At 67.7% G+C, this 24,504-nt stretch carries 20 protein-coding genes and 1 pseudogene; 4 read left to right on the plus strand and 17 right to left on the minus strand.

The features are described 5' to 3' along the window. Nucleotides 1-31 precede the first annotated feature (31 nt). The 8 genes from ACPTTC_RS24090 to sapR form a co-directional block, all read right to left on the minus strand. Entirely contained in the window at nucleotides 32-286 is a 255-nt protein-coding gene (locus ACPTTC_RS24090) for a GlsB/YeaQ/YmgE family stress response membrane protein (protein WP_423394213.1), read from the minus strand. A gap of 128 nt (nucleotides 287-414) precedes the next feature. Next, entirely contained in the window at nucleotides 415-1,191 is a 777-nt protein-coding gene (locus tag ACPTTC_RS24095) for an ABC transporter ATP-binding protein (RefSeq protein ID WP_423394214.1), read from the minus strand. Continuing rightward, nucleotides 1,188-2,102 (minus strand): ABC transporter ATP-binding protein, encoded by a 915-nt coding sequence (locus ACPTTC_RS24100; protein ID WP_423394215.1) that lies wholly within the window; start codon nucleotides 2,100-2,102, stop codon nucleotides 1,188-1,190. Before ACPTTC_RS24100 ends, ACPTTC_RS24095 begins: the two co-directional genes overlap by 4 nt. Before the next feature lies 1 nt (nucleotide 2,103). Then, nucleotides 2,104-3,018, minus strand: coding sequence for a nickel transporter permease (gene nikC / locus ACPTTC_RS24105; protein ID WP_423394216.1), 915 nt, complete (start codon nucleotides 3,016-3,018; stop codon nucleotides 2,104-2,106). Between the two features lie 66 nt (nucleotides 3,019-3,084). Continuing rightward, nucleotides 3,085-4,155 carry an ABC transporter permease gene (locus ACPTTC_RS24110; protein ID WP_175968558.1) on the minus strand — a complete coding sequence of 357 codons (1,071 nt, stop codon included), beginning with the start codon at nucleotides 4,153-4,155 and terminating at the stop codon, nucleotides 3,085-3,087. A 10-nt stretch (nucleotides 4,156-4,165) separates the two neighbouring features. After that, a complete protein-coding gene (locus ACPTTC_RS24115; RefSeq protein ID WP_423394217.1) occupies nucleotides 4,166-5,767 on the minus strand; it encodes an ABC transporter substrate-binding protein in 1,602 nt (533 codons plus the stop codon). A 73-nt stretch (nucleotides 5,768-5,840) separates the two neighbouring features. Next, nucleotides 5,841-6,404, minus strand: coding sequence for a D-alanyl-D-alanine dipeptidase (gene ddpX / locus ACPTTC_RS24120; RefSeq protein ID WP_175968556.1), 564 nt, complete (start codon nucleotides 6,402-6,404; stop codon nucleotides 5,841-5,843). A 16-nt stretch (nucleotides 6,405-6,420) separates the two neighbouring features. Beyond that, complete coding sequence (gene sapR, locus ACPTTC_RS24125) at nucleotides 6,421-7,308, minus strand: sap1 transcriptional regulator SapR (RefSeq protein WP_423394218.1); 888 nt, start codon at nucleotides 7,306-7,308, stop codon at nucleotides 6,421-6,423. Between the two features lie 193 nt (nucleotides 7,309-7,501). Between sapR and ACPTTC_RS24130 the strand changes: the two are divergent. The 3 genes and pseudogenes from ACPTTC_RS24130 to ACPTTC_RS24140 all read left to right on the plus strand — a co-directional run. After that, a pseudogene (locus ACPTTC_RS24130) lies at nucleotides 7,502-8,187 on the plus strand (HipA domain-containing protein); the annotation flags it as partial. A 405-nt stretch (nucleotides 8,188-8,592) separates the two neighbouring features. Beyond that, a complete protein-coding gene (locus ACPTTC_RS24135; RefSeq protein ID WP_423394219.1) occupies nucleotides 8,593-9,849 on the plus strand; it encodes an oxalate decarboxylase family bicupin in 1,257 nt (418 codons plus the stop codon). Between the two features lie 87 nt (nucleotides 9,850-9,936). Then, on the plus strand, nucleotides 9,937-11,244 hold the full coding sequence (locus ACPTTC_RS24140) for an Nramp family divalent metal transporter (protein WP_423394220.1): 1,308 nt from the start codon (nucleotides 9,937-9,939) through the stop codon (nucleotides 11,242-11,244). 17 nt (nucleotides 11,245-11,261) lie between these two features. Here the strand turns inward: ACPTTC_RS24140 and ACPTTC_RS24145 are convergent, their stop codons facing one another. The 7 genes from ACPTTC_RS24145 to ACPTTC_RS24175 all read right to left on the minus strand — a co-directional run bounded on the left by ACPTTC_RS24145 (nucleotide 11,262) and on the right by ACPTTC_RS24175 (nucleotide 18,924). Beyond that, nucleotides 11,262-12,515: a hypothetical protein gene (locus tag ACPTTC_RS24145; protein ID WP_423394221.1), complete on the minus strand. Its 1,254-nt coding sequence runs from the start codon at nucleotides 12,513-12,515 to the stop codon at nucleotides 11,262-11,264. 27 nt (nucleotides 12,516-12,542) lie between these two features. Beyond that, on the minus strand, nucleotides 12,543-13,085 hold the full coding sequence (locus tag ACPTTC_RS24150) for a class I SAM-dependent methyltransferase (protein ID WP_175954041.1): 543 nt from the start codon (nucleotides 13,083-13,085) through the stop codon (nucleotides 12,543-12,545). Nucleotides 13,086-13,256: 171 nt separating this feature from the next. Further along, nucleotides 13,257-14,846, minus strand: coding sequence for an ABC transporter substrate-binding protein (locus ACPTTC_RS24155; protein ID WP_423394222.1), 1,590 nt, complete (start codon nucleotides 14,844-14,846; stop codon nucleotides 13,257-13,259). Between the two features lie 136 nt (nucleotides 14,847-14,982). Continuing rightward, complete coding sequence (locus tag ACPTTC_RS24160) at nucleotides 14,983-15,318, minus strand: sugar ABC transporter ATPase (RefSeq protein WP_175968549.1); 336 nt, start codon at nucleotides 15,316-15,318, stop codon at nucleotides 14,983-14,985. 242 nt (nucleotides 15,319-15,560) lie between these two features. Further along, nucleotides 15,561-15,890: a hypothetical protein gene (locus ACPTTC_RS24165; RefSeq protein ID WP_423394223.1), complete on the minus strand. Its 330-nt coding sequence runs from the start codon at nucleotides 15,888-15,890 to the stop codon at nucleotides 15,561-15,563. Nucleotides 15,891-16,064: 174 nt separating this feature from the next. Further along, nucleotides 16,065-17,624 carry a DHA2 family efflux MFS transporter permease subunit gene (locus tag ACPTTC_RS24170; RefSeq protein ID WP_226197722.1) on the minus strand — a complete coding sequence of 520 codons (1,560 nt, stop codon included), beginning with the start codon at nucleotides 17,622-17,624 and terminating at the stop codon, nucleotides 16,065-16,067. Nucleotides 17,625-18,021: 397 nt separating this feature from the next. After that, nucleotides 18,022-18,924 carry a LysR family transcriptional regulator gene (locus tag ACPTTC_RS24175; protein WP_423394224.1) on the minus strand — a complete coding sequence of 301 codons (903 nt, stop codon included), beginning with the start codon at nucleotides 18,922-18,924 and terminating at the stop codon, nucleotides 18,022-18,024. A gap of 145 nt (nucleotides 18,925-19,069) precedes the next feature. On the opposite strand from ACPTTC_RS24175, the gene ACPTTC_RS24180 reads away from it, so the two are divergent. Beyond that, nucleotides 19,070-21,100, plus strand: coding sequence for an FUSC family protein (locus tag ACPTTC_RS24180; RefSeq protein WP_423394225.1), 2,031 nt, complete (start codon nucleotides 19,070-19,072; stop codon nucleotides 21,098-21,100). Nucleotides 21,101-21,118: 18 nt separating this feature from the next. Here the strand turns inward: ACPTTC_RS24180 and ACPTTC_RS24185 are convergent, their stop codons facing one another. Next, nucleotides 21,119-22,039 (minus strand): bestrophin family protein, encoded by a 921-nt coding sequence (locus tag ACPTTC_RS24185; protein ID WP_423394226.1) that lies wholly within the window; start codon nucleotides 22,037-22,039, stop codon nucleotides 21,119-21,121. Nucleotides 22,040-22,051: 12 nt separating this feature from the next. After that, a complete protein-coding gene (locus tag ACPTTC_RS24190) occupies nucleotides 22,052-24,376 on the minus strand; it encodes an FdhF/YdeP family oxidoreductase (protein WP_423394227.1) in 2,325 nt (774 codons plus the stop codon). Between the last annotated feature and the right edge of the window lie 128 nt (nucleotides 24,377-24,504).

The following is a 24,504-nucleotide window of genomic DNA, read 5'->3' on the forward strand; positions in this document are numbered from 1 at the left end:
CCGTCTTGCGTTGGAGCCGAAGGTGCGCCGTTCAGTTCGCGCGCTTGCGCACCGCGCCGACGATCACGAGCAGCACGATCGCGCCGATGATCGACGCGATCCAGCCCGCGCCCTGGCCCGGTGCGTACCAGCCGGCGGCGCGGCCGACGTAGCCGGCGACCAGCGAGCCGACGATGCCGAGCACGATGGTCATCAGGATGCCCATCTTGTCGTCGCCGGGCTTGAGCGCGCGGGCGAGGAGGCCGACGATGAGCCCGACGACCAGGGTTTCGATGAATTGCAGCATGAACGCCTCCCTATTGCGGTTGAGCTGTTGACGAAACGAAATTGACCCGTACGGCGCACCAGGGTTCCATGGGCCGCGGGCCGTTGCGTGGCGCGCCGAGTATCGCATGCCGGTGCGGCGCGCACATGTCAGCCTGCCGGCGCGCCCGCCACCGGGGCGAGACGACGGTAGCCTTCGGTCGCGTTCAGCAGCGTGCGCGTGTAGTCGCGTGCAACCTGCCCGGCGCGCACGTCCTCGATCCGCAACTGCTCGACGATCTCGCCGTGCTGCATCACCGCGACGCGCTGGCACAGGAAGCCGATCACCGCGAGGTTGTGGCTGACGAGGATCATCGTCAGGTTGCGTTCGCGATGCAGGCGGCGCAGCAGGTTCAGGATCTCGGCCTGCACCGACACGTCGAGCGCGGACGTCGGCTCGTCGAGCAGCAGCACGCGCGGCTCGACGATCAGCGCGCGCGCGATCGCGACGCGCTGCCGCTGGCCGCCCGACAGCTGGTGCGGATAGCGGAACCGGAACGTGGGGCCAAGGCCAACCTCGGACAGCGCGCGGGCGATGCGCGCATCGGCGTCGCCGATGCCGTGGATCGACAGCGGTTCGCGCAGCGTCTGGTCGACCGTGAAGCGCGGATGCAGCGACGCGTACGGATCCTGGAACACCATCTGCACGTGACGGCGAAAGGCGCGATCGGGCGTGCCGCCCACCGGCCGTCCGTCGATCGACAGGCTGCCGGATGCGAGCGGCACGAGCCCCGTCAGCGCGCGCAGCAGCGTCGACTTGCCGGAACCCGATTCGCCGACGAGCCCGAACACTTCGCCGTCGCGGACCGCGAAGCTTGCGTCGCGCACGGCGTCGACGTGACCCGTGCGGGTCGGGAAACGGATCGATGCGTGATCGACGTCGATCATCGTGCGGCCTCCTTCGGTAGGTGAGCGGCCGGCGCGGGCGCCGCGGCGTCGAGCCATGCCGGATCGCGCCGCAGCACCGGCAGTTCGTCGGGCGGGTTCGCGAGCGGCGGGTTCGCCGCGAGCAGCCCGCGCGTATAGGGATGCGTCGCATCGCGCAGGTCGCGCGCGGCGCAGGTTTCGACCACGCGCCCCGCGTACATCACCGCGACGCGATCGCAGAACGACATCACGAGCGGCAGGTCGTGGCTGACGAACATCAGGCCCGTGTTGTGACGCGCGATCATCGCGTCGAGCACCGCGAGCACCTGCATCGACACCGCGACGTCGAGCGCGGAGGTCGGCTCGTCGGCGATCAGCAGGCGCGGGCCCGTCGACACCATCATCGCGATCATCACGCGCTGGCCCATGCCGCCCGACAGCTCGTGCGGATACGCATCGGCGACGCGCGCCGGGTCGCGGATCTGCACGGCCGCGAGCGCGTCGACGATCCGCTCGCGCAGCGCGCGGCCGCGCAAGCCCGGCTCGTGCCGCCGGAACGCTTCGCCCATCTGCTTCGCGACGGTCATCACCGGGTTCAGCGAATACTTCGGATCCTGCAGGATCATCCCCATCTGGCTGCCGCACAGCCGCCGGCGTTCGCCCGGCGACATCGCGAGCAGGTCGTGGCCCGCGAAGCGCATCGTGCGGGCCGACCAGCGCGCGGCGTCGGGCAGCAGGCCGAGCAGCGCGCGGCCCGTCAGCGATTTGCCGGAGCCCGATTCGCCGACGATGCCGAGCCGTTCGCCGGGCGCGAGCGTCAGCGACAGGTCGCGCACCGCGTCGGTGACGACGCCGTCGTGCCCGCGAAAGCCGATTTTCAGGCCGTCGATCTCGCAGAGCGGCGCGGGTGCGGGGGTGGAATTCATCGGCATGTCATGCTCCATGGCGGGGATCGAAGACGTCGCGCAGCCCGTCGCCGAGCAGGTTGAACGCGAGGCTCACGAGCAGGATCGCGATGCCGGGCAGCGTGGCGACCCACCACGCGTCGAGCAGCACGTTGCGGCCCGACGCGACCATGAAGCCCCACTCGGGGCTCGGCGGCTGCGCGCCGAGGCCGAGAAAGCCGAGGCCCGCGACGGTCAGGATGATGCCGGCCATGTCGAGCGTCGCGCGCACGATCACCGACGACATGCACAGCGGCATGATGTAGCGCAGCAGGATGCGCGGGCCCGACGCGCCTTGCAGCCGCGCGACGTGGATGAAGTCGGCCTGCGCGATGCGGATCGTCTCCGCGCGCGCGAGCCGCGCATACGCGGGCCACGCGGTGATCGAGATCGCGACGACCGCGTTGATCACGCCGGGCCCGAGCGCGGCGGCGAACGCGAGCGCGAGCACGATCTTCGGAAACGCGAGCGCGATGTCGGTGATGCGCATCAGCACGCTGTCGACGAAGCCGCCGCAATAGCCGGCCGTCGTGCCGATCGCGAGGCCGATCGGCACGACGATCACGACGACGAGCAGCGCGATGCCGAGCGTGAGGCGGGAGCCTGCGATCAGCCGCGAGAGGATGTCGCGCCCGAGCTGGTCGGTGCCGAGCCAGTGCGACGGCGAGCCGGGCGGCAGCAGCCGGTCGGACAGCACCTGGCGCAGCGGATCGTGCGGCATGATCAGCGGGCCGACGATCGCGACGACGATCAGCGTCACCAGGATCGCGAGCCCGAACAGGTTGAGCGGATTGACCGCGAAACGGCGCCAGCGGCGGTACGCGAGGCCGAGTGCGGCCTGCGAGCGCGACGCGGGCGCGTCGGACAGCAGCCACGCGCGCAGCGTGAGAGGGGCGGCATTCATGATCGGATGGCCTTCGGCATGGACGGTGAAGGAAGCAGGATGGAAACGGTCATGTCGAAGCGGCCCTCAGCGCGCACGCGGATCGAACACGCGGTACAGCGCGTCGGTCAGCAGGTTGACGGTGATGAACATCACGCCGATCACGAGCGTCGCGCCGAGCACGGCATTCATGTCGGCGTTCAGGAGCGCGCCGGTCAGGTACGAGCCGAGCCCCGGCCACGCGAACACGATCTCGGTCAGCACCGAGCCTTCGAGCAGGTTGCTGTACGTGAGCGCGATCACGGTGAGCAGCGGCACCATGATGTTGCCGAACGCGTGCCGCCAGATCACGCGCCGTTCCGACAAGCCCTTTGCGCGCGCGGTGACGATGTATTCCTGGCTCAACTGGTCGAGCATGAACGAGCGCGTCATCCGGCTCAGGTACGCGACCGAGTAGTAGCCGAGGATCGTGGCCGGCAGCGCGATGTGCGACACCGCGTTGCGGAACACGTCCCACTCGCCGGCAAGCGCCGCGTCGATCAGCAGGCTGCCCGTGCGCGGGTCGACCATCCCGTCGTACACGGGATCGAGCCGGCCCGGGCCGCCGACCCAGTGCAGCCGCGCATAGAACAGCAGCAGCCCCATCAGCCCGAGCCAGAACACCGGCACCGAGTTGCCGATCAGGCCGACGAAGCGTGCGATGTGGTCGATCGGCCGGTTGTGCTTCACCGCGGCCGCAACGCCGAGCGGCACGCCGATCGCGATGCCGATCAACGTCGCGATCGTCGCGAGTTCGAGCGTGGCCGGGAACACCCGCCTGATGTCGTCGAGCACGGGGTTCGACGTCAGCAGCGACATGCCGAGATTGCCGTGCAGCACGTCGCGCGCGTAGATCAGGAACTGCGTGACGAGCGGCTTGTCGAGGCCGAGTGCGATGCGCTCGGCCGCGTACGCGTCGGCCGATGCGCGATCGCCGAGGATCGCGAGGACGGGATCGATCGGCACCTTGCGGCCGATCACGAACGTCAGCGCGAGCAGCCCCGCGAACGTGACGGCGAGGGTGAGCGCCCAGCGCAGCACACGCAACGCCCAGCGTACGGCCGGGCGCCGCGCGGGCAGCGTGCGCAGTGCTTCGAGGGAGGAGGCGGGAGTCGACATGCGGCGAACCTTATTGCTTCTTCAGGTTACGGTACGACACGAGATCGTTGATCGGCCCGACTTCGAGCCCGCTCACGCCGGGCCGCATCGCGACCTGTGCGACCTTCTCGAACATGATCACGAACGGCGAGCGCGCGAGCATCTCCTTCTGCATCGCCTGGTACCGCTGCGCGCGTTGCGCGGCGGTCGGCTCGGCGAGCGCGGCGTCGGTCTCCTTCGTGAGCTGCGGGATGTCCCAGCTGTTGCGCCAGGCCAGCATCTTGTAGCTCGACTTGTCGGCGTTGTCGGGGTTCCATGCGAAACCCTGCGCGTTGCTGTGCGGGTCGATGTAGTCGGCCGACCATTCGCCGATGTAGATGTCGTGCTGGCGCGCGCGGTATTTCGCGAGCGTCTGCTTGTTGTCGCCGGGGATCAGCTGCACCTTGACGCCCGCCTGCGCGAAGTTCGCCTGCACGGCTTGCGCGATCTCCGTGTACGGATAGTCGTTGCGCACGTCCATCGTCACCGAGAAGCCGTTCGGCACGCCGGCCTTCGCGAGCAGCGCCTTCGCCTTCGCGACGTCGAGCTTGTACGGGTTCGCATTCAGCGTGCCGAGGAAGCCTTCGGGCAGGAAGGTCTGGTGCACCTTGTAGGTCGTCTTCACGACGTTGGCCTGGATGCCCGCGTAGTCGACCAGCCACTTCAGCGCTTCCTGCACGTCGGGCTTCGCGAGCGTCGGGTTCTTCGTATTCAGGCCGAGATACAGCAGCGTTGCCTGCGGCGAGGCCGTGACTTTCGCCTTGCCCGATTTCACGACCGACGCGAGATCGTCGGGGCTCAGGTCGCGCGCCGCGTCGACGTCGCCGTTTTCCAGCAGCAGCCGCTGGCTCGCCGCTTCGGGCACGTGGCGCAGCACGATGCGCTTCATCGCGAGCGGCAGCCGGTAGCCGTCGAAGCGTTGCAGCACGATGCTGTCGCTGGGCGACCACTTGACGAGCTTGTACGCACCGGAGCCGGCCTCGTTGGTCTTCAGCCACGCATTGCCGAAGTCGTTGCCCTGCTGGTGCGACAGCAGCAATTTCTTGTCGAGCACCGACGCGGGCCACGAGCCGAGCACGTTGAGCACGAAGGTCGGCGCGTATTTGTGATCGGTCGTGATCGACACCGTCTGGTCGTCCAGCTTCTTCACGTTCGCCGCGACGTTGGCCTTCGTGAGCCCGATGCCGGTCAGCACCGCGGCCGGGCCCTTGTCGAGCAGCACCGTGCGCTGGATCGACCACGCGACGTCGTCGGCCGTCAGCGGGTTGCCCGAGTGGAACTTGAGGCCCGAGCGCAGCTTGAACGTATAGGTCAGCCCGTCGGGGCTCACGGTCCAAGACTGCGCAACGTCGCCGTTGAATTTCGACGGATCGCGCAGGTCGACGCGCACGAGCCGGTCGTACGTGTTCGCGACGTATTCCTCCGGCACCAGCTCGTAGATTTCGCCCGGATCGAGCGTCGTGAATTCGTCGAGCAGCGTGGCCATCACGAACATGTCCTTCGGCGTTTCCGCATGGGCGGTGGAAAGCGGAACGGCGGCGAACAGGGACGCGGCGGCCAGCGCCGCGACGAGCCGGGAGGTCGGGAATTTCATGGGCGCTTCTCCATCTGTCGTTTGAGTCGTTGAACGTGAACCTGCATGAAAAGGGGGCGGGCGTGCAGCGTCGTCACATCAGGCGCCACGGGCCGCTCGCCGCGTTGTCGATCGGCGGCAGCGCGTGCGAACCGGGCAGCTCGTAGTGCCACCACTCGCTGTCGATATGCGCGAAGCCGGCCGCGTGCATCACGCCGAGCAGCAGCAGCCGGTTGCGTTGCACATGCTCGGGCAAGCCCGCGTGAAAATGGCCCGACGCGGCCACCATCTCGTCGAAGCCGGTACCCATGTCGAGCGGCTCGCCGTTCGCGCCGACGAGCGTCAGGTCCAGCGCGGTGCCGCGGCTGTGGTTCGACCCGCGGCCGAGATCGGCGACGAAGTTCGGATCCGGCAGGAACTCCCACAGCACCTGCTGCGCTTGCGGCGGGCGATACGCGTCGTAGAGGCGCAGCGTGAAGCCGGCCTGCGCGGCCACGTCGACCGCGCGGCGCAGTGCGGCTTCGGCCGGCTCGAGCAGCAGACAGTGCGCGTTGCGGTAGATCGGCTTGCCGGTCAGGTTGCGCTCGGTCGCGTAGACGAGATCGATCTCGACGCGATGCGTGGCGGGCGTGATTTCGACGAGGCGGTAATGGTTCATCGGCGGTCCGGTTTGCTCAGGATTCGAATTGGTCGAACGTGCGCTGCAGTTCGCGATTGCGCGCGACGCGCCGGTCGATCGCGGGACCGAGGCGGTCGACCACGGCGGTGATCAGCAGGTTGAACAGGCAGGTGAGCGGCGCGAGCGAATCCCAGAACTGGCCGACGTCGGTCTTCACCTGCAGCAGGTCGGCCGGCCACTCGCGCGCCCACGGGCAATACAGATCGGTGACCAGCGCGAACGGCTGGCCGCGTTCGGCGGCCGCCTGGCAATAGCGGCGCGCGCTGCGCGAATAGGCGCGGGTATCGGTGACGATGCAGTACGGCCGCTCGAATTCGGAGTTCAGCGAATCGACGTACGAGCCTGACTGGCCGTCCGAGTAGAACACGCGCGGGCGCAGGTATTCGAGGTAGCTGCTGAACGCGTTGCTGATGCCGCGCGTCGACTGGATGCCGAGGATGAACACGGCGTCGGCTTGGGCGATCCGGTCGGCCACCTGCGCGAACACCGGTTCTTCGGCGAGCCGGTAGACGTGGCGGATCGCGTCGAGTTCGCGCTCGAGCGACGACGCAAGCGTGCCGTCGCCGCGATGGCTGTCGCGCTCGCCGGTGGTCGTTGGCGTGGCGGTGGCGCGGCGGTACTCGTCGAGGCGGTCGGTGATCATCCACGGACGGTCGCTGTCGCCGCGCAGTTCGCGTTTCAGGTCGTCGAGATTCCGGTAACCGACGCTGCGCAGGAAACGCCCGACCGAAATGCCGCTGGTGCCGGTTTGCTGCGCGATCTGGTCGGCGGTTTCGAGGCCGAGCCGATCGAGGTTCGCGAGCATGTAGCTCGCGATGCGCTTCGCGGTCGGCGTCAGCTCGGCAAAGCGGGATTCGACGGTATGGGCGAACGCGCAGGTCATCGGTATGTTAGATCGTTGTCATTGGATGATTCAATGTCATCTATCTAACAAAGCCAAAATCAATCGCGCTAGCGGATAAAAACTATGGGGTGATGGGCGGCGATAGGGTCGAGGGCGCGGTCATGGGGGCAGGTGAAAAAGGCGTTTTTATCTCTGTCAGGCATATTTTGCGTTTATGCCCCACAGGAATAATTCATTCGGTCTGCCGGCCGCCCATATGGAAATCGTGCGTTTCGGCGCGCACACGGTACTGTCGGTCGAGCGTTTCGATCGTACGTTGCATCGTGACGGCCGGTGGCTGTTGCGTTTGCCGCAGGAGGACTTCTGCCAGGCGCTCGGCGTGCCACCGCACCTGAAGTATGAATCGCAGGGCGGCCCCGGCGTGCCTGACCTGGTCGGCCTCCTGCGCCGTTCGGAAACGGCGCGGGAGGATCTCGACACACTGTTCGCGGCCCTGGCGTGTTCTGGATGCTCGCGGCACCGGACGGGCACGCGAAGAACTTCAGCCTGCGCCTGCTGCCGGGCGGCCGTTTCCGCCTCACGCCGCTCTACGACGTGATGTCGATCTGGCCGGTCGAAGGCGATGGCGGGAACCCGTGGTCGTGGCACAAGGCGAAGCTCGCGATGGCCGTGCACGGCAAGCGCAAGCACTATGCGATGCGCGACATGACGCGACGGCACTTCACCGCGATGGCCGAATACTGCCTGCTCGGCGATATTGCGACGCCGATCGTCGAACGGCTCGTCGCGATGACGCCGCATGTGATCGAATCGGTCGGCGCTGCGCTGCCTCCCGGTTTTCCGGCGAGGGTAGCGGAGCGCATCCTGGGTGGATTGCGGTTCGCCGCGCAACGGCTCGACGAAATGCCGCGGGCGTAAACCGCACCCCGGCCCGGTTGGCTGGCGTTCGACGCATCGGATGCGGCTGTTTCAGTTTGAGAGGATCAGTGATCCGAATCGACTGCGCCGCATCGTGATCGTGCGTTGCATGTCTCGATCTTGTCGCCACGTGTGGCATCCCGACCGCGCGCGGTCGTATTTCCGCATTCACCGGACCTGACCGATTCACCGATATCGGTCACCTTTCAGTATCCCGCTGCGCCGCAATAATTACAAAGTTAAAGCGGATCAGATTAAATCATTAATTAAGGTTAATAATTCATTTAAGTTTTTCGGCGATCTGGATTTAACTTTCGTCACGGGATGTTCGATTTTCGATAATCCGAAAAACGGCATGTGTTCCGTAATGGAAATTCGCTCAATTGCAGGTATGAAGAGGAAACCATGACGAATCTTTCTCGACGCAAGATGCTGGCGGAAACCGCCGGCGCCATTGCCGCCGCGGGTATCGCGGTATCGGCCAAGGCCGCCTCGTTCGGCAATCCGGACCGCCCGCCGGAAGGCGCGGTGAATGCGCGCAACCGCCAGAGCCTGACCGACCCGGGCCCGAAAAATCCGGCAATCGCCAATCAATTCCCGTCTTTTCAGGATCCGCCGGCCACCGATATCAACGGCATGCCGTTATTCTGGGCCTCGTTCAATAATGCGCATAAGCGCATTCAAAATGGTGGATGGGCGCGCGAAGTCACGCAGGACGATTTCGCGATTTCCGAAACCATTTCAGGCGTCAACATGCGCCTCACGCGCGGCGGCATTCGCGAGATGCACTGGCACCAGCAGGCCGAGTGGGCCATCATGCTCGACGGCCGCAGCCGGATCACGGTGCTGGACGAGCTCGGGCGGCCATCGGTGCAGGACGTGAAAACCGGCGATCTCTGGTATTTCCCGCCCGGCCTGCCGCATTCGCTGCAGGGCCTCGGCACCGACGGCGCCGAATTCCTGCTCGCGTTCGATAACGGCCGCGCGTCCGAATTCAACACGCTGCTGTTGACCGACTGGATCGCGCACACGCCGCCCGATGTGCTCGCGCTCAACTTCGGCGTGCCGGCCGACGCATTCAGGAACATTCCGCTCGACAACCTGTGGATCTTCCAGGGCGACGAACCGGGTCCGCTCCCGCAAGCGCAGCGCGCGTCGGCGTCGTCGGCCGGGGCGCCGCCTCATCCGTTCACCTTCTCGCTCGGCGACATGAAGCCGGTCAGGCAGACCCGCGGCGGCGAAGTGCGGATCGCGGACAGCACGAACTTCAACGTGTCGACCACCGTCGCGGCGGCGCTCGTCACCGTGCATCCGGGCGGCATGCGCGAGCTGCACTGGCACCCGAACGCGGATGAATGGCAGTACTACCTGCAGGGCGACGCACGGATGACCGTGTTCGACACGGGGCCGAAGGCGCAGACGGCCGACTTCCGCGCGGGCGACGTCGGCTATGTGAAAAAGAGCCTCGGTCACTACGTGCAGAACACGGGCAGCACCGATCTGGTGTTCCTCGAGATCTTCAAGACCGACCGCTATGCGGAAGTGTCGCTGTCCGACTGGCTTGCGCATACGCCGCCGCAGCTCGTCGAAGCGCACCTGAACCTCGCGCCGGACGTGATCGCGCAGTTTCCGCGCAACCGTCCCGACGTCGTGCCGCTGTAACGCCGCCGCCGTCGTGGCCGGCAGGCGGCACGCCGGCCGCGGCGCCCGAACTTCAGGAAGCCTTCCTCATTCGAACGGAACCTCACCATGATTCCCGTCACGAGCAAACCTGCCGGCGGCTTCGCGCTGCCGGGCCGGCCCACCGGGCACACCGACGGCGCCGCGCGCGCCGCGCTGGAAGGGCGCCGCACCGGCGTCGCCGCGCTGCTGCCGTTCGTCGGTCCGGCCGTCATCGCGTCGATCGGCTACATGGATCCCGGCAACTTCGCGACCAACATCCAGGCCGGCGCCGCGTACGGCTACAGGCTGCTGTGGGTCGTGCTGGCCGCGAACGCGATCGCGATGCTGTTCCAGGCGATGTCCGCGAAGCTCGGCATCGTGACCGGCCGCAATCTCGCGGAGCTGTGCCGCGACCGCTTTCCCGCGCCGGTCGTGTGGGGCATGTGGGTCGCGTCCGAGATCGCCGCGATGGCGACCGACCTCGCCGAATTCCTTGGCGGCGCGCTCGCATTCGGGCTGTTGTGCCACCTGTCGCTGTTCGCGGGGATGATCGCGACAGCGCTCGCGACCTGCGCGATCCTCGCGCTCGAAAAGCGCGGCTTCCGGCCGCTCGAGGCCGCGATCGCGGCGCTGGTCGGCGTGATCGGCGCGTGCTATCTCGGCGAACTGCTGATCGCGCCGCAGGACTGGCACGCGGCCGTGTTTCACCTGGTCGTTCCGCAGATTCCGGATCGCGCGGCGCTGACGATCGCGGTCGGGATCATCGGCGCGACGATCATGCCGCACACGCTGTATCTGCATTCAGGGCTCACGCAGGATCGCACCGCGCCGCGCGACGATGCGGAGCGGCGGCGGCTCGTGCGTTTCTCGAACCGCGAAGTCGTCATCGCGCTCGGGCTGGCCGGGTTCGTGAATCTCGCGATGGTGATGATGGCGTCGTCGGCGTTTCACGCGAGCGCGCCGGGCATGACCGACATCGGCGCCGCGTATCACACGCTGATCCCGGTGCTCGGGCCGGCGGCCGGCGCGCTGTTTCTCGTCGCGCTGCTGACGTCGGGCGTGTCGAGTTCGGTGGTCGGCACGATGGCCGGGCAGGTCGTGATGCAGGGCTTCATCCACCGCCGCGTGCCGGTCTGGGTGCGGCGCGCGGTGACGATCGCGCCCGCGTTCGCGGTGGTCGCGCTCGGCTGCGACGTCACGCGCGCGATGGTCGCGAGCCAGGTCGTGCTGAGTTTCGTGCTGCCGCTGCCGATGATCGCGTTGCTGATGCTGTCGGCGCGCGCGGACGTGATGGGTGCTTACGCGATGCGGCTGCCGCTGCGGATCGTCGCCGGAGCGGCGACGGTCGTGATCGTCGGGTTGAATGCGTACCTGGTGTGGGCGGCCTTCAACTGAACGGCAGCGGCCGGTGCCTACTGCTGCATGTCCGGCGCTTCGCGAAGCCGCCAGATCACGTTGCACTGCTGGCCGCCGAGGCTCGTCGAGCGCAGCGTGATGACGGTGCCGGCCACGATCCGATACCAGAAATGCGCCATCAACTCGGTGCCTTTGCGCTGCGGCTGCCCGTCGACCAGCACTTCGCACAGCAGCGGCGACGGCGAGCCGGACGGATGCGTGACGTAGACGTTCAGCCGCGCGATGTCGCGGGTCGCGGTGAACACGGCTTCGTGGTTTCCGCTGCCGATCAGCATCGTGCCGCCGGGTTCGTCGATCGCCTGCAGGTAGGCGCCGGCGCTTTCCTCGATCGCCGTGGACGCGACGGTCAGCCCGGCCGAGCGCAGGTAGTCGGCCGCCGCGATGCGCGCGGCCACCGCGTCGGATTGCACCGGCGTGCCGTCCGACAGCGCGAACGGCACGCCGTCACGCAGCGCGGCGTCGGTGTGGTTCGCGTAGTAGCGCCAGCGGTCGAGGAAGCGGATGTCGCCGGTCATGTGCAGCGCGCGGATCGGCTCGCCGTGATACCGGAGCGTCGTCGTGCCGTCGCTTGCGTCGAACGCTTCGTGAATGCCGTACTTGCTGACGAAGTTCTGGACCGGATCGAGCAGCGCCGTTTCGCCTTGCGCGCTCCACAGGTGCAGGAACGTCGTATCGATCCCGAAGCATTCCTGGAAATCGGTGCCGATGCGGGCGATGCAGTCGCGCAGATGGCTGGCGTAGCGTGCCCACGCGTCGGCGGTCCCGGCGACGAGCCCGGCCTGCAGCGCACCGCCGTGGCGCGCGCGGACTTCGTCGACGACGAGACGCCAATGAGCGTCGCGCCGCTCGCCGATCAGCGGCGTGACGACGAACGTGCAGAACAGCGGGTCGGGGCACGCGTGGATCCGGTCGTCGCCGATCTGCGAGAACAGGTCGAACTCCGGCGCGCAGAACCAGATGTCGGCGTCGTACAGCGCGAGCTTGCGGATCTGCGGGTTGCGGGCGCAATACTCGGCGGCCTCGATGAAGCGGCCGACCGGCAGCGCATATGCGCCAGATGCTTCGATCACGTCGACCGACTGGCTCGCCAGGATCTGCCGCTTGCGTTCGGAGAGCCCGTAGCCGATCACCGCGATCCGGCCGTCGTAGCCGGTGTGCCGCAGCGACAGCAGGAACGGGACGAGCATTTCGTACCATGCGCGGTTGTTGTCGTTGATGGCCACGCAGACCGCGTGCTCGCTCGAATGCATGTGTTTTCCCCGGTGGGCGTGCCCGGCTCAGTAGCCGACGTGGCGCTCGCAGACGACCGCGCCGCAGCCGCGGCTGTCGTGATACGTAATATGAAACTGCTTGTTGTCCCACAGCCATTGGAACACGGCTTGGTACACGCCGGCCGTGGTCATGTCGTGCAGCACGATCTTCTTGCGTGCCAGCGGGCCGAAGCGGTTCAGTTCGGCGAGCGTCTGCTCGTACGTATGCGTGGTGTCGATGAACAGCAGGTCGGATGCCAGCGGCTCCATCGCGAGATCGTCGGCGATCCTGAATTCGAAGTCGACCGACAGGTCTTGCGCGGCCTGCTCCAGTTCGCGCCGGATGTGGAAGTGCTCGTCGGAGATGTCGACCGACACGAGGCGCTTCGGTTGCGCGAGCATGAAGGCCGTCGTGGTCAGCCCGGTAAACACGCCGAGCTCGAGGATGGTGTCGCACCCGATCGCCGTTTCCGTATAAAAGTCGAAGCGGGAAGGGCTGTCGCCGAGCCAGCCGATCGGTTCGATCTTGTACTGCAGGAATTCCATTCTCAGTTGTTGTAGCGTGCGCATCCGTTTTTCCTTCGCGAAGCGAATTCGGTGGTGGGTGCCATCGCCGGGACCAGCCGGCCCCCGCGGCGCCGGCCATTGTAGATCGCCGGCCGCCGCACGGCCTAGCGCCGCCGCGGCGGCTTGCGGCGATTACCCGCGCGCCGGCATGGTCGGCCGCGCGGGCGGCCCCGATTACTTCGCGAGCGTGCGGTATGACACGAGATCGTTGATCGGCCCGATTTCCGGCCCGGTCACGCCGGGGCGCGTCGCGACCTGCACGACCTTCTCGAACATGATGATGAACGGCGAGTTCGCGAGCACGGCCTTCTGCAGCGCTTCGTAGCGCTGTGCGCGCTTCGCGGGCGACGGCTCGACGAGTGCGGCCTCGGTGTCCTTCGTCAGTTGCGGAATGTCCCAGCTGTTGCGCCACGCGAGCATCTTCGTCGGCGACTGGTCGGAGTTGTCGGGATTCCACGCGAAGCCGCGCGCATTGCTGTTCGGGTCCATGTAGTCGGGCGACCATTCGCCGATGAAGATGTCGTGCTGGCGCGCGCGATACTTGCCGATCGCCTGCTTCGCATCGCCCGGAATCAGCTTCACGCGGATGCCGCCCTGCGCGAAGTTCGCCTGCAGCGCCTGCGCGATCTCGAGGTACGGATAGTCGTTCGGCATGTCCATCGTCACGTCGAAGCCGTTCGGCAAGCCGGCCTTGGCGAGCAGCGCCTTCGCCTTCGCGACGTCCTGCTTGTACGGCCGCGCGTTCGACGCGCCGAGGAAGCCTTCGGGCAGGAAGGTCTGATGCACCTTGTAGGTCGTGCTGACGATGTTGCGCTGGATGCCGTCGTAGTCGACGAGCCATTTCATCGCCTGCTGCACCTCGGGTTTCGCGAGGTTCGGGTTCTTCGTGTTCAGGCTCAGGTACAACAGCGCGGACACCGGCCACGACGCGACCTTGATCTTGCCGGCCTTCGTCAGCGCGGCGAGGCTGTCGGGGCTCAGGTTGCGCGCGGCGTCGGCGTCGCCGTTCTCCAGCAGCAGCCGCTGCGCGGACGCTTCGGGCACGTGACGCAGCACGACGCGCTTCATCGGGTACGGCGTGCGGTACTTGTCGAAACGCTGCAGCACGATGGTCTCGTTGGGCGTCCACTTGACGAGCTGGTACGGGCCCGAGCCCGCGTCGTTGGTCCGGAGCCAGCCGCTGCCGAAATCGTTGCCCTGCTGGTGCGACAGCAGCAGCTTCTTGTCGAAGACCGATGCCGGGCACGCGCTCAGCACGTTGAGCACGAAGCTCGGTGCGTACTTGCGGTCGGTTTCGAGCACGACGGTCTGCGCATCGACCACGCGCACCTTCTGCATCACGTTCGTCTTCGTGAGACCGAGATCGGCGAGCACGCCGGCCGGCCCCTTGTCGAGCAGGATGGTGCGCTGCAGCGACCACGCGACGTCGTCGGCGGTCACCGGGTTGCCGGAATGGAACGTGAGGCCGGGGCGCAGCTTGAACGTGTAGGTCATGCCGTCGGCGCCGACCGTCCACGATTGAGCGATCTGCCCGTCGAAGCGCGTCGGGTCCTTCAGGTCGACACGCACCAGGCGTTCGTAGGTGTTCGCGACGTACTCGGACGGCACCAGCTCGTAAATCCCGCTCGGGTCGAGGGTCGTGAATTCGCCGAGCTGCGTGGCGACGACGAAGATGCCGGGCGGCGTGGCCGCCTGTGCCGGCCATGCCGGAACAAGCGCGACGAGCGCGGCGCTGACGAACAGCCGGGACAGCAGGTGCTTCATGCGGGCTCCGTTGAAAGAAAATCGTGGCTGCGATTCTCTCATCGACGGCCGCCCGGATGAAAATATTCGGCGTGCGCGCCGGCGGGTTGGCGCGCGGGAGCGAGCCGGGCGGACGCCCGGCATCGGCGGGTTCGGATCAGATCGCGCAGCGCGCGATCGCGAAACGCATCGCTTCCTCGGCCGGCTCGTTGCCCGAGCCGCGCACGACCTTGATGACCGAGCCGTTGCCCGACGGCGTCAGCGTGACGAAGTACGAGTTCGAGCCGACGGCGATGTCGGTCACGCCGTTGTGCTGCGACTGCTCGGTGCCCGACAGGCGGCTGTCGAGGCAGTTGGCGATCGCGTAGGCCGGACGTTGCGACGACACGTAGATCATCGGCGCTGCGCCGGAGGAAGCGGCCGAGTCGGGCGAGGGTGCGGAACCGCAGGCGGCGAGCAGGGCGGCGGGAAGGAGCAGCAGGAATCGTTTCATGGTCGGTCGTCGGGTGTCTCGTATCGAGGCTGGGGCGCGGGGTAGGCGAAACGCGAAGCTTCGCGACGAAACCGCCCGGAATCGGGCCGTTCTTGACGGTCGATACGGCGGGCGGCTGACGTCCGAGTATACCCGCAGCGTTTGACGCGATTCGGGCGTTGAAACGATTCGATACAACAAGCACCCGCTGCCGGGCGGCGGCAGCGGGCGTTCAGGCGATGGCGACTGGGCGCTTGCCGGCGTTACTGGCCGATCTTGTTGCTGACCGCATTTTCCTGCTGGTTCAGCACGCGCTGTTCGCTCTTCGTAATGTGGCTGTGATCCTGCACAGCCATGTCCCGCTCTTCCTGGCGGATCTTGCGGTCGTCACGGTGCAGGCGCGCGGCCTGGGCGTGCGACATCTCGCCGTCCTTCACTTCGTGATGGATCCGGCGATTCTGGTTTGCGAGGCGCTGGTTGACCTCTTCGCGGCGCGGATGCGCCTGTTGCCACGGCGTGTCGGCGAACGCGGTGCCGGTCAGCACCGACATCAGGGTGGCGGCAATCGCGAGATGGCGGGTGAGGGCTCGCATGGTGTTTTCTCCTGTCGTTGTGCGTCCGGATCGTGGGCGCTTGTCCAAAAAACGCGGAGGGGGCCCCTGCTGTTGACGTTTCTGCCTGTATCGATTGCAAGTCTTTGTTACGTCGGGGCGTTGCGGAGCGGGCCCCGCACGTGCCGCGCGGGGCCCGACCGTCGCGCATGCGGATCAATGCGCGCCGGCCGCCGCCGCGTCGGCATCGCCGCCGCCCGAGCGCGTGGGTTTCGTGATCCAGATCAGCGGAATGATCGCGATGAAGATGATCGCCGACACGTAGAAGATGTCGTTCAGCCCCATCACGGCCGCTTGCGAATCGACCGATGCGTTGAAGAACGCGAGCGCCGAATCGGGGCCCAGGTGCAGCAGCGAACGCGTGGTGTCGACGTGTTGCGCGAAGGTCGGGTTGGTGACGCTCGCCTGTTCGGTGAGCCGCACGTGATGCAGGATCGTGCGGTCGTTCCACGCGTTGCTGATCAGCGACGTGCCCACCGCGCCGCAAAACGTGCGGCCGAAATTCGACAGGCCGGCGGCGGCGGGGATCTTTTCCGGCGGCAACCCGGACAGGATGATCGACGTCAGCGGCACGAAGAACATCGCCATCGGGATGCCCTGCAGCAGCGTCGGCAGCACGAGATCCCAGCGCGACACGTCGGTGTAGAAGGTCGTGCGCATCATGAAGACAACCGCGAAGCCGACGAACGCGAGCGTCGCGATGTAGCGTGGGTCGGTGCGCGGCAGCAGGCGCCCCATGACCGGCGTGAGCAGGATCGCGAACAGCCCGAGCGGCGCGGTGGCGAGCCCCGAGTCGACCGCGCGGTAGCCGAGATAGCCCTGCATCCACTGCGGCAGCAATACGAGCGTGCCGAAGAACATCCCGTACGCGACCGAGATCGCGATCGTGCCGCCCGCGAAATTGCGCTGCGTGAAGAGCCGCAGGTCGACGATCGGGTTGGTTTCGTAGAGCTCCCACACGAGGAAGAACGCGAAGCCGATCAGCGCGACGATGCCGAGCGCGACGACGACGGGCGAGTTGAACCAGTCGAGATCCTTGCCCTTGTCGAGCATGATCTGCAGCGATGCGACCCACAGCACGAGCAGCAACAGGCCGACCGTATCGATCGGCATGCGTTTCGTGGCCGATTCGCGGTCGCGGAACACGATCCACGTGACGGCGGCCGCGAAGAAGCCGACCGGGATGTTGATGTAGAAGATCCACGACCAGTTGTAGTCGTACGTGATCCAGCCGCCGAGCGACGGCCCCGCGATCGGGCCGACGAGCGCCGTCATCGACCACAGCGCCAGCGCGCTCGACGATTTCCGCCGCGGCCACGCGCCGAGCAGCAGCGCCTGCGACAGCGGCGCGAGCGGCCCGGCGACCGCGCCCTGCAGGATCCGGGCGGCGAGCAGCGTCGGCAGGTTCGGCGCGATCCCGCACAGCCACGACGCGAACACGAACAGCAGGATCGACGTGACGAACAGGCGTACCTGGCCGAAGCGCTGCGTGAGCCAGCCGGTCAACGGAATCGACACCGCGTTCGCCGCCGCGAAGATCGTGATCACCCACGTGCCTTCGTCGACCGACACGCCGAGGTCGCCCGAGATCGTCGGAATGGCGACGTTCGCGATCGACGAGTCGAGCACGTTCATGAACATCGCGAGCGATACCGCGATCGTGCCGATCGCGAGGCGGCCGCCCGATAACGGGGCCGAAGATGACGGAGTGGACATGGGTTTCCTGCGTAAGGGGCGTAACGGATGCGGCCCGTTGCGGCGGGCACGCACCGTCGTGCGCGGCCGCGCACGCGCGCGAACGCGACGCAGGCGCGGCTGCTGAACGGAAGGGGGCACGGCGCGCGCAGCGCAGCCCGGTAGATGGGGCCGATGCGTGCGACGTGCTGCTCGATCGGATGCACGAAGCCGTGGCGGGCTTCGGGAGGCGGGATGCGGCCGGTCAGGAAGGCGGGACGCGCGTGACGCGCCTGCGGGCAGCGCTCAGGCGGCTGCCGTCGCGTGTGGAATGATTTTGCATCGCGACAGGCTAACGATGTGGCGAGCCGCCATCAACACGGGCCGGCTCATCAATCGATTTCGCTTGCCGCAACAATCGGTGTGCGAACCGTGCCGGTTACGGTGCGGTGCGCCATCCGGTGAACACTTCCGCCAGGAAATCGACGAACGCGCGCACCTTGCTGTCGAGGGTCGCGCGTCGCGGATACAGCACGTGCAGCTCGACGTCGTCGGTTCGGTGCCAGTCGGGCAGCACGATTTCGAGTTCGTTCCGCTCGAGCCGGCGGGCCGTGTAGTGCGTCGAGACCAGCGCGATGCCGCCGCCGCCCGCGGCCTGGCGCAGCACCGTCACCGATTCGTTGGTGATCAGCACCGGCCGCACCGGCACGTCGGCCACGTCGCCGGCCGCATTGGTGAGCCGCAGCGTCAGGCCGGGCGCGTCGCGGCCGACGAGCAGCAGGTCGTGCCGCGCGAGATCCTGCGGCGTGGCGGGCCGGCCGGCGCGGTCGAGATAGGCCGGGCTCGCGGCAAGCTTCGCCTGCGACCAGCCGAGCGAGCGCGCGATGTAGCTGGAATCGGTCAGCACCCCCGCGCGCAGCGCCACGTCGAAGCCGTGCTCGACGAGATCGAGCGGGTTGTTGTCGTAGATCAGCACGAGCTGGACCAGCGGGTAGCGCCGGCGAAACTCGGCGAGCGCCGGCTCCAGCTCGAACAGGCCGATCGAGTAGGGCACCAGCACGCGCAGCATGCCCTCCGGCGCCGTGCGCAGCGCGCGGGCCTGGCGGTCGGCGTCGAGCAGGATGTCCTCGGCGCGCAGGCAGCGCTCGTAGTAGTCGCGTCCGGCCTCGGTGACGGAGACGCGGCGCGTGGTCCGGTACAGCAGCTGGACGCCGAGATCGTCCTCGAGCTGCTTGACCTTGCGGCTCACGCGGCTGAGCGGCATGTCGAGGTGCGTGGCGGCGGCGGTGAAATTGCCGCGCTCGACCACGCGCAGGAATATCCGGATGCTTTCGAAGTCCATACGGGGTGCGTCAGTGTTCGACCTGCGCGCATCTTACCTTCGCCGGCCGAATCGCTCCGTGCGGCGGCGATTATCCTGCCAGGAGCAATAACGCATCCTGTCCGCGCCTCTTAGTGGCGGCGGCGCGCCCCCGTATGCTCGCCGCATGAAATTCGCCTTGCCCCCTCTGCCGCCGTTCGCGACCGTGCGCACCGCGCTGCGCGACGCCCGGCCCACGCTGCCGCCCGGCGCCCTTGGCTTCGCATTGCGCAATACGGCCGCGTCGCTGCTCGCGCTCTACATCGCCTTCCGGATGAATCTCGACGACCCGAAATGGGCCGCGTCGACGGTGTGGATCGTCGCGCAGGGTAGCCGCGGAATGGGTTTGTCGAAGAGCCAGTACCGGATTCTCGGCACCGCGATCGGCGCGGCCGTCGCGCTCGTGCTGACCGGTGCGTTCGCGCAGACGCCCGAGCTGTTCCTGCCGGCGCTCGCCGCGTGGATCGGCCTGTGTGCGGGCGTCGCGACCTTCCTGCGCAATTTCCGCGCGTATGCGGCGGTGCTCGCGGGCTATACGGCGGCCATCATCGCCATGGACGCCGTATCCGCGCCGCTGCACGCATTCGACATCGCGACCGCGCGCTTTCTGTACGTGGTGGTGGGCATCCTGTGCGGCGCGGCGTTCGAGACGGTGTTCGCGCCCGGTTCGCCGCTGGCCGACGTCCGCACGCGGCTCGCGCGCTATCTCGACCGCGCAGTGGCCGTCGGCGCGGGCGCGCTGCGCCGCGAGCCGAACGGCGCGGCCGTGCACCGGCTGTTCGCGGACGCGCTCGAACTCGACACGGCGGCCGAGTATGCGGCTGCCGGCGCGCCGCCGGTGCGCAACGCGATCGGCCATCTGCGCGCGGCGGTGCTGGGCGTGCTGTCCGCGCAGGCCGCGGGGCAAGCGCTGCACGAGCACGCGGCGCGCAGCGGCGGCACGCCGGACCCGCTGGTCGCCGATGCCGCGCAGGTGCTCGACGGCGTGGCGGCGTCGGGCGCAGCAGGCGCCGAGTTGACCGCGTTGCGTGCGCGCGTGGACGCCGCGGTGCGCGCCGATGCCGCCGAGCCGGCCGGCTCGGACCCGTCGCGCCTGCTCACCCTCGACCGGTTGGCGGCGCTGCTTGCCGGTTTCGACGCCGCCTTCGCGGGCAAGGCGCAGTTGGACCGGCCGAACCCGACGGCGTCGCGCGTGCGCTACGCGTTCCACCACGATCCGGTGCTCGCTTGGCACAACGGGATTCGCGCGTTCATTGCGGTGCTGGTCGCCTCGGCGCTCTGGATCGTGACCGCGTGGCCGTCGGGCGCCGGGTTCGTCGCGATCACGGGCGTGGTCTGCGCGCTGTTCTCGACGCGCCCGAACTCGGTGGGCGCCACCGTCGGCTTCCTTAAAGGGGCGGCTTGCGCGGCGGTCGCGGGCGCCCTCTGCAATTTCGTGCTGCTGCCGGCGGTGTCGGGCTTCGAGATGCTCGCGACCATCCTCGGCGTGTTCCTGATCGGCACGGGTATCGCGATGCGCAATCCGCGCACGGCCGGCATCGGCAGCGGCTTCTCGATCTTCTTCTGGAATTTCACGTCGCCGGACAATACGGCGCGCATCGGCGACGCCGCGTTTCTCAATTCGGTGCTCGCCACGCTGCTCGGCATCGCGTTCGGGGCACTGGTGTTTGCGCTCGTATTTCCCGGCGATCCCGGCACGAGCCGGCGGCGCCTGCATCGCGCGGTGCGCGACGATTTGGTTCGCATCGCACGCAATCCACGGGCATGGCAGGCGAGTGCGTGGCTGAGCCGCACGGCCGACCGCCTTGGGCGCGAACTCGGTTTCGCTGGCCGTCTGTCGCCCGCTCTCATCGAGCACGACCTGCGCGATCTGCTTGCGGCCTGGACGATCGGCGACTGTCTGTTGGCGCTGGCGGAACTGGCGGCACGCGAGCCGGCGGCGCGGCGTGCGGTCGCGTTGGTGCAGGCTCGGGTAGGGCGCGCGGATTTCGCGCGGCTGGCGCGGGCCGGCAACGCGGCAGCCCATGCGCTACTGCGGCGTGTGAAGGAGGTCGACAGCGACGACGGCCGCGCGCTGCTGCGCGGTGCGGTGTTGCTCAGCACGATCGCCGAGACGGCGGCCGCGCACGAGGGCTTCCTGCGAGGCCGCCAGGAATGATGGAGCGCCCGGCGTGCGTCAGCTGAGGCGATAGGCCTTGCCCGGCGTCACTTCCGCCGGCAGCGGCTCGCGGTTCAGTTCGAGCAGCGTGCGCTCGATCTGCCGCGTCATCGCATCGAGTGCGAGATGGTTCGGCCCATCGCCGAACGGCTCGGCGATCGCATGTGCGATTGCGTCGAGCGCGATCAGCGTATAGGCGACGAACACGGTGACGAACGGCGTCGCCGCGCCGATCGAGTCGACGAGGCCGAAAGGCAGCAGCACGCAGTACGCGTAGATGGTCCGGTGCAGCAGCACGTCGTATGAAAACGGGATCGGTGTGGATGCGATCCGTTCGCAGCCGCTCACCATCGACACGAGATCGTCGAGACGCGCGTCGAGCATCCACAGCCGCGTGTCGGCGAGGTGGCCCGCATCGGCGCGCGCGGCGAACGCTTCGCGCAGCGCGTGCACGATGACGACCGGGCGGAACCGCGACGCGGCGATGCGCGCGTAGGCAGCATCGTCGAGCAGCCCGCGCAGGTCCGCGGCCGGATCGGTGCCGCGCAGCTGATGCTTGAGCGCATAGACGTACGCGACGACCGTCCGAACGAAGGCGCGCCGCGATGCATCGTCACGGTCGACCGCACCGTAGCAGAGCGCCTGCGACACCAGCGTGCGCGTGGCGGTCAGCACGCCGCCCCACAGTTGCCGGCCTTCGCGGTAGCGTTCGTAGCTCGCGTTGTTGCGAAACCCCGCGAAGATCGCGAGCGTGAGGCCGATCAGCGTGAACGGCGTCGGGTTCAGCGGCACCTTCTCGCCGAGCACGCGGCCGCCGCCCCATACCGCGACGAGGCTGATCACAAGCGTCAGCACGAGCTGCGGCAGGATGGTCGGCAGCACCGAGCCGTTCCAGACGAGCAGCATCCGCAGCCAGTGCTCGCGCGGACGAACGATCATCGCCGCGCTCCGTCAGGCGGCGATCGACGCCGGCGCGGCCGCGCGATGCAGCAGCACCGGAATCGACTTCGACGTCGGCGTGTTGCATACGTCGCCGACGCTGTCGAGCGGCACGAGCGGGTTCGTTTCCGGGTAGTACGCGCCGATGCAGCCGCGCGGGATGTCGTATTCGACGAGCAGGAAGCCGTCCGCGCGCCGCTCGATGCCGTCGTGCCACACGGTTTCCATGTCGACCCATTCGCCGGCCTTCAGGCCGAGCATCGCGAGGTCGTCGCGGTTCGCGAATACCACGCGGCGCTGGCCGAACACGCCGCGATAGCGGTCGTCGAGCCCGTAGACGGTCGTGTTGTACTGGTCGTGCGAGCGCGTCGTCATCAGCGTCATCAGCCGTTCGCCGTGCAGTGCACGGGCGCGTTGGATCGGCGTGTCGGCCGGCAGTGCGTGCGCGATGAAGTTCGCCTTGCCCGTCGGCGTGAGCCATTCGCGGTCGCGCGACGCCACCCGCAGGTGGAAGCCGCCCGGCCGCGCGATGCGCGTGTTGTAGTCGTAGAAGCCGTCGAGCGTCGCCTCGATCGCGTCGCGGATCTTCGCGTAGTCGTCCTTGTAGGCCAGCCAGTCGATCTTGCCGCTGCCGAACAACGCGTGGCCCATGTGCGCGACGATCGCGGGCTCCGACATCAGGTTCGGCGACGCCGGCTTGTTCATCCCGTACGACACGTGGACCATGCTCATCGAATCCTCGACCGTCACGCCTTGCGCGACGTTGTCCTGCAGGTCGATCTCGGTGCGACCGAGCGTCGGGAGGATCAGCGCGTCGCGGCCGTGGATCAGGTGGCTGCGGTTCAGCTTCGTCGTGATGTGCACGGAGAGGTCGCAGCGGCGCATGCCTTCCCACGTGCGCGGCGTGTCGGGCGTCGCCATCGCGAAGTTGCCGCCGAGGCCGATCAGGACCTTCACGCGGCCTGCGAGCATCCCTTCGATCGTCTCGACGACGTCGTAGCCGTGGTGGCGCGGCGGTTCGAAGTCGAACACGCGGCCGAGCCGGTCGAGGAACGCCTGCGACGGCTTTTCCTCGATGCCGACCGTGCGGTTGCCCTGCACGTTCGAGTGACCGCGCACCGGGCACAGGCCCGCGCCGGGGCGGCCGATGTTGCCGCGCATCAGCATCAGGTTCGTCAGCATCTGCACGGTCGCGACCGAATGCTTGTGCTGCGTGATGCCCATGCCCCACGTCGCGATCACGCGCTCGCTGCGTGCATAGAGCTGCGCAAGGCTGTCGATCTGTTCGTACGGCACGCCGCTTTCGGCCGTCAGCGCGGACCAGCTTTCGTCGCGCAGGTCGTCGGCGAACGCGTCGAAGCCGGCCGTATGCTCGCCGATGAACGCGGTGTCGAGCACACGCGGTGCACCGGCGGCGCGCGCGGCGTCGTCGAGTTCGAGCACGCGCTTCGCCATCCCCTTGATCAGCGCGAAATCGCCGCCGATCGTCGGCTGGATGAACGTCGACGCGATCTTCGTGCCCGACATCGTCAGCATCTCGAGCGGGCTTTGCGGATCGGCGAAGCGTTCGAGGCCGCGTTCCTTCAGCGGGTTGATCGACACGATCGTTGCGCCGCGCTTCGCGCACTCGCGCAGCTCGCCCATCATCCGCGGGTGGTTGGTGGCCGGGTTCTGGCCGAAGATCAGCAGCGTGTCCGCGTGTTCGAAATCGTCGAGCGTGACGGTGCCCTTGCCGACGCCGACCGACGCCGGCAGCCCGCGGCTCGTCGCCTCGTGGCACATGTTCGAGCAGTCGGGGAAGTTGTTCGTGCCGTACAGCCGCACGAGCAGCTGGTACAGGAACGCTGCTTCGTTGCTGGCGCGCCCGGACGTGTAGAACGCGGCCTGGTTCGGGTCGGGCAGTGCGCGCAGGTGGCGCGCGATCAGCTCGAACGCGTCGTCCCACGCGATCGGCACGTAGCGGTCGGTCTGCGCGTCATACACCATCGGGTCGGTGAGCCGGCCGTGCTGCTCGAGTTCGAAGTCCGACTGTTCGAGCAGCTCGGTGACCGTGTGCGCGGCGAAGAATTCGGGCGTCACGCGCTTGCTCGTCGCTTCGGCGGCGACCGCCTTCACGCCGTTTTCGCAGAATTCGAACGTCGACGCGTGCTGGCGGTCGGGCCACGCGCAGCCCGGGCAGTCGAAGCCGTCCGGCTGGTTCTGGCGCAGCAGCGTGCGGTAGTTGCCGCCGGCGACCTTTTCCTTGATCAGGTTGATCGTGACGGCTTTCAACGCGCCCCAGCCGGCGGCCGGGTGGGTGTACGGTTCGATGCGCGCGGTGGCGGATTTCTTTTTCATGATGCAGCGGGTGTCGGGGTCGATGCGTGCAGAGTACGTGCGGCACCCGTCCGGCTGTGTGTACACCTGTTCACTTCAAAAAAGAGTACAGTTGCCGCCATTCAGGCAGTGCGGATCGCAACTGTGTT

The organism is Burkholderia mycopellens (assembly GCF_964265025.1).
Lineage (GTDB): Bacteria > Pseudomonadota > Gammaproteobacteria > Burkholderiales > Burkholderiaceae > Burkholderia.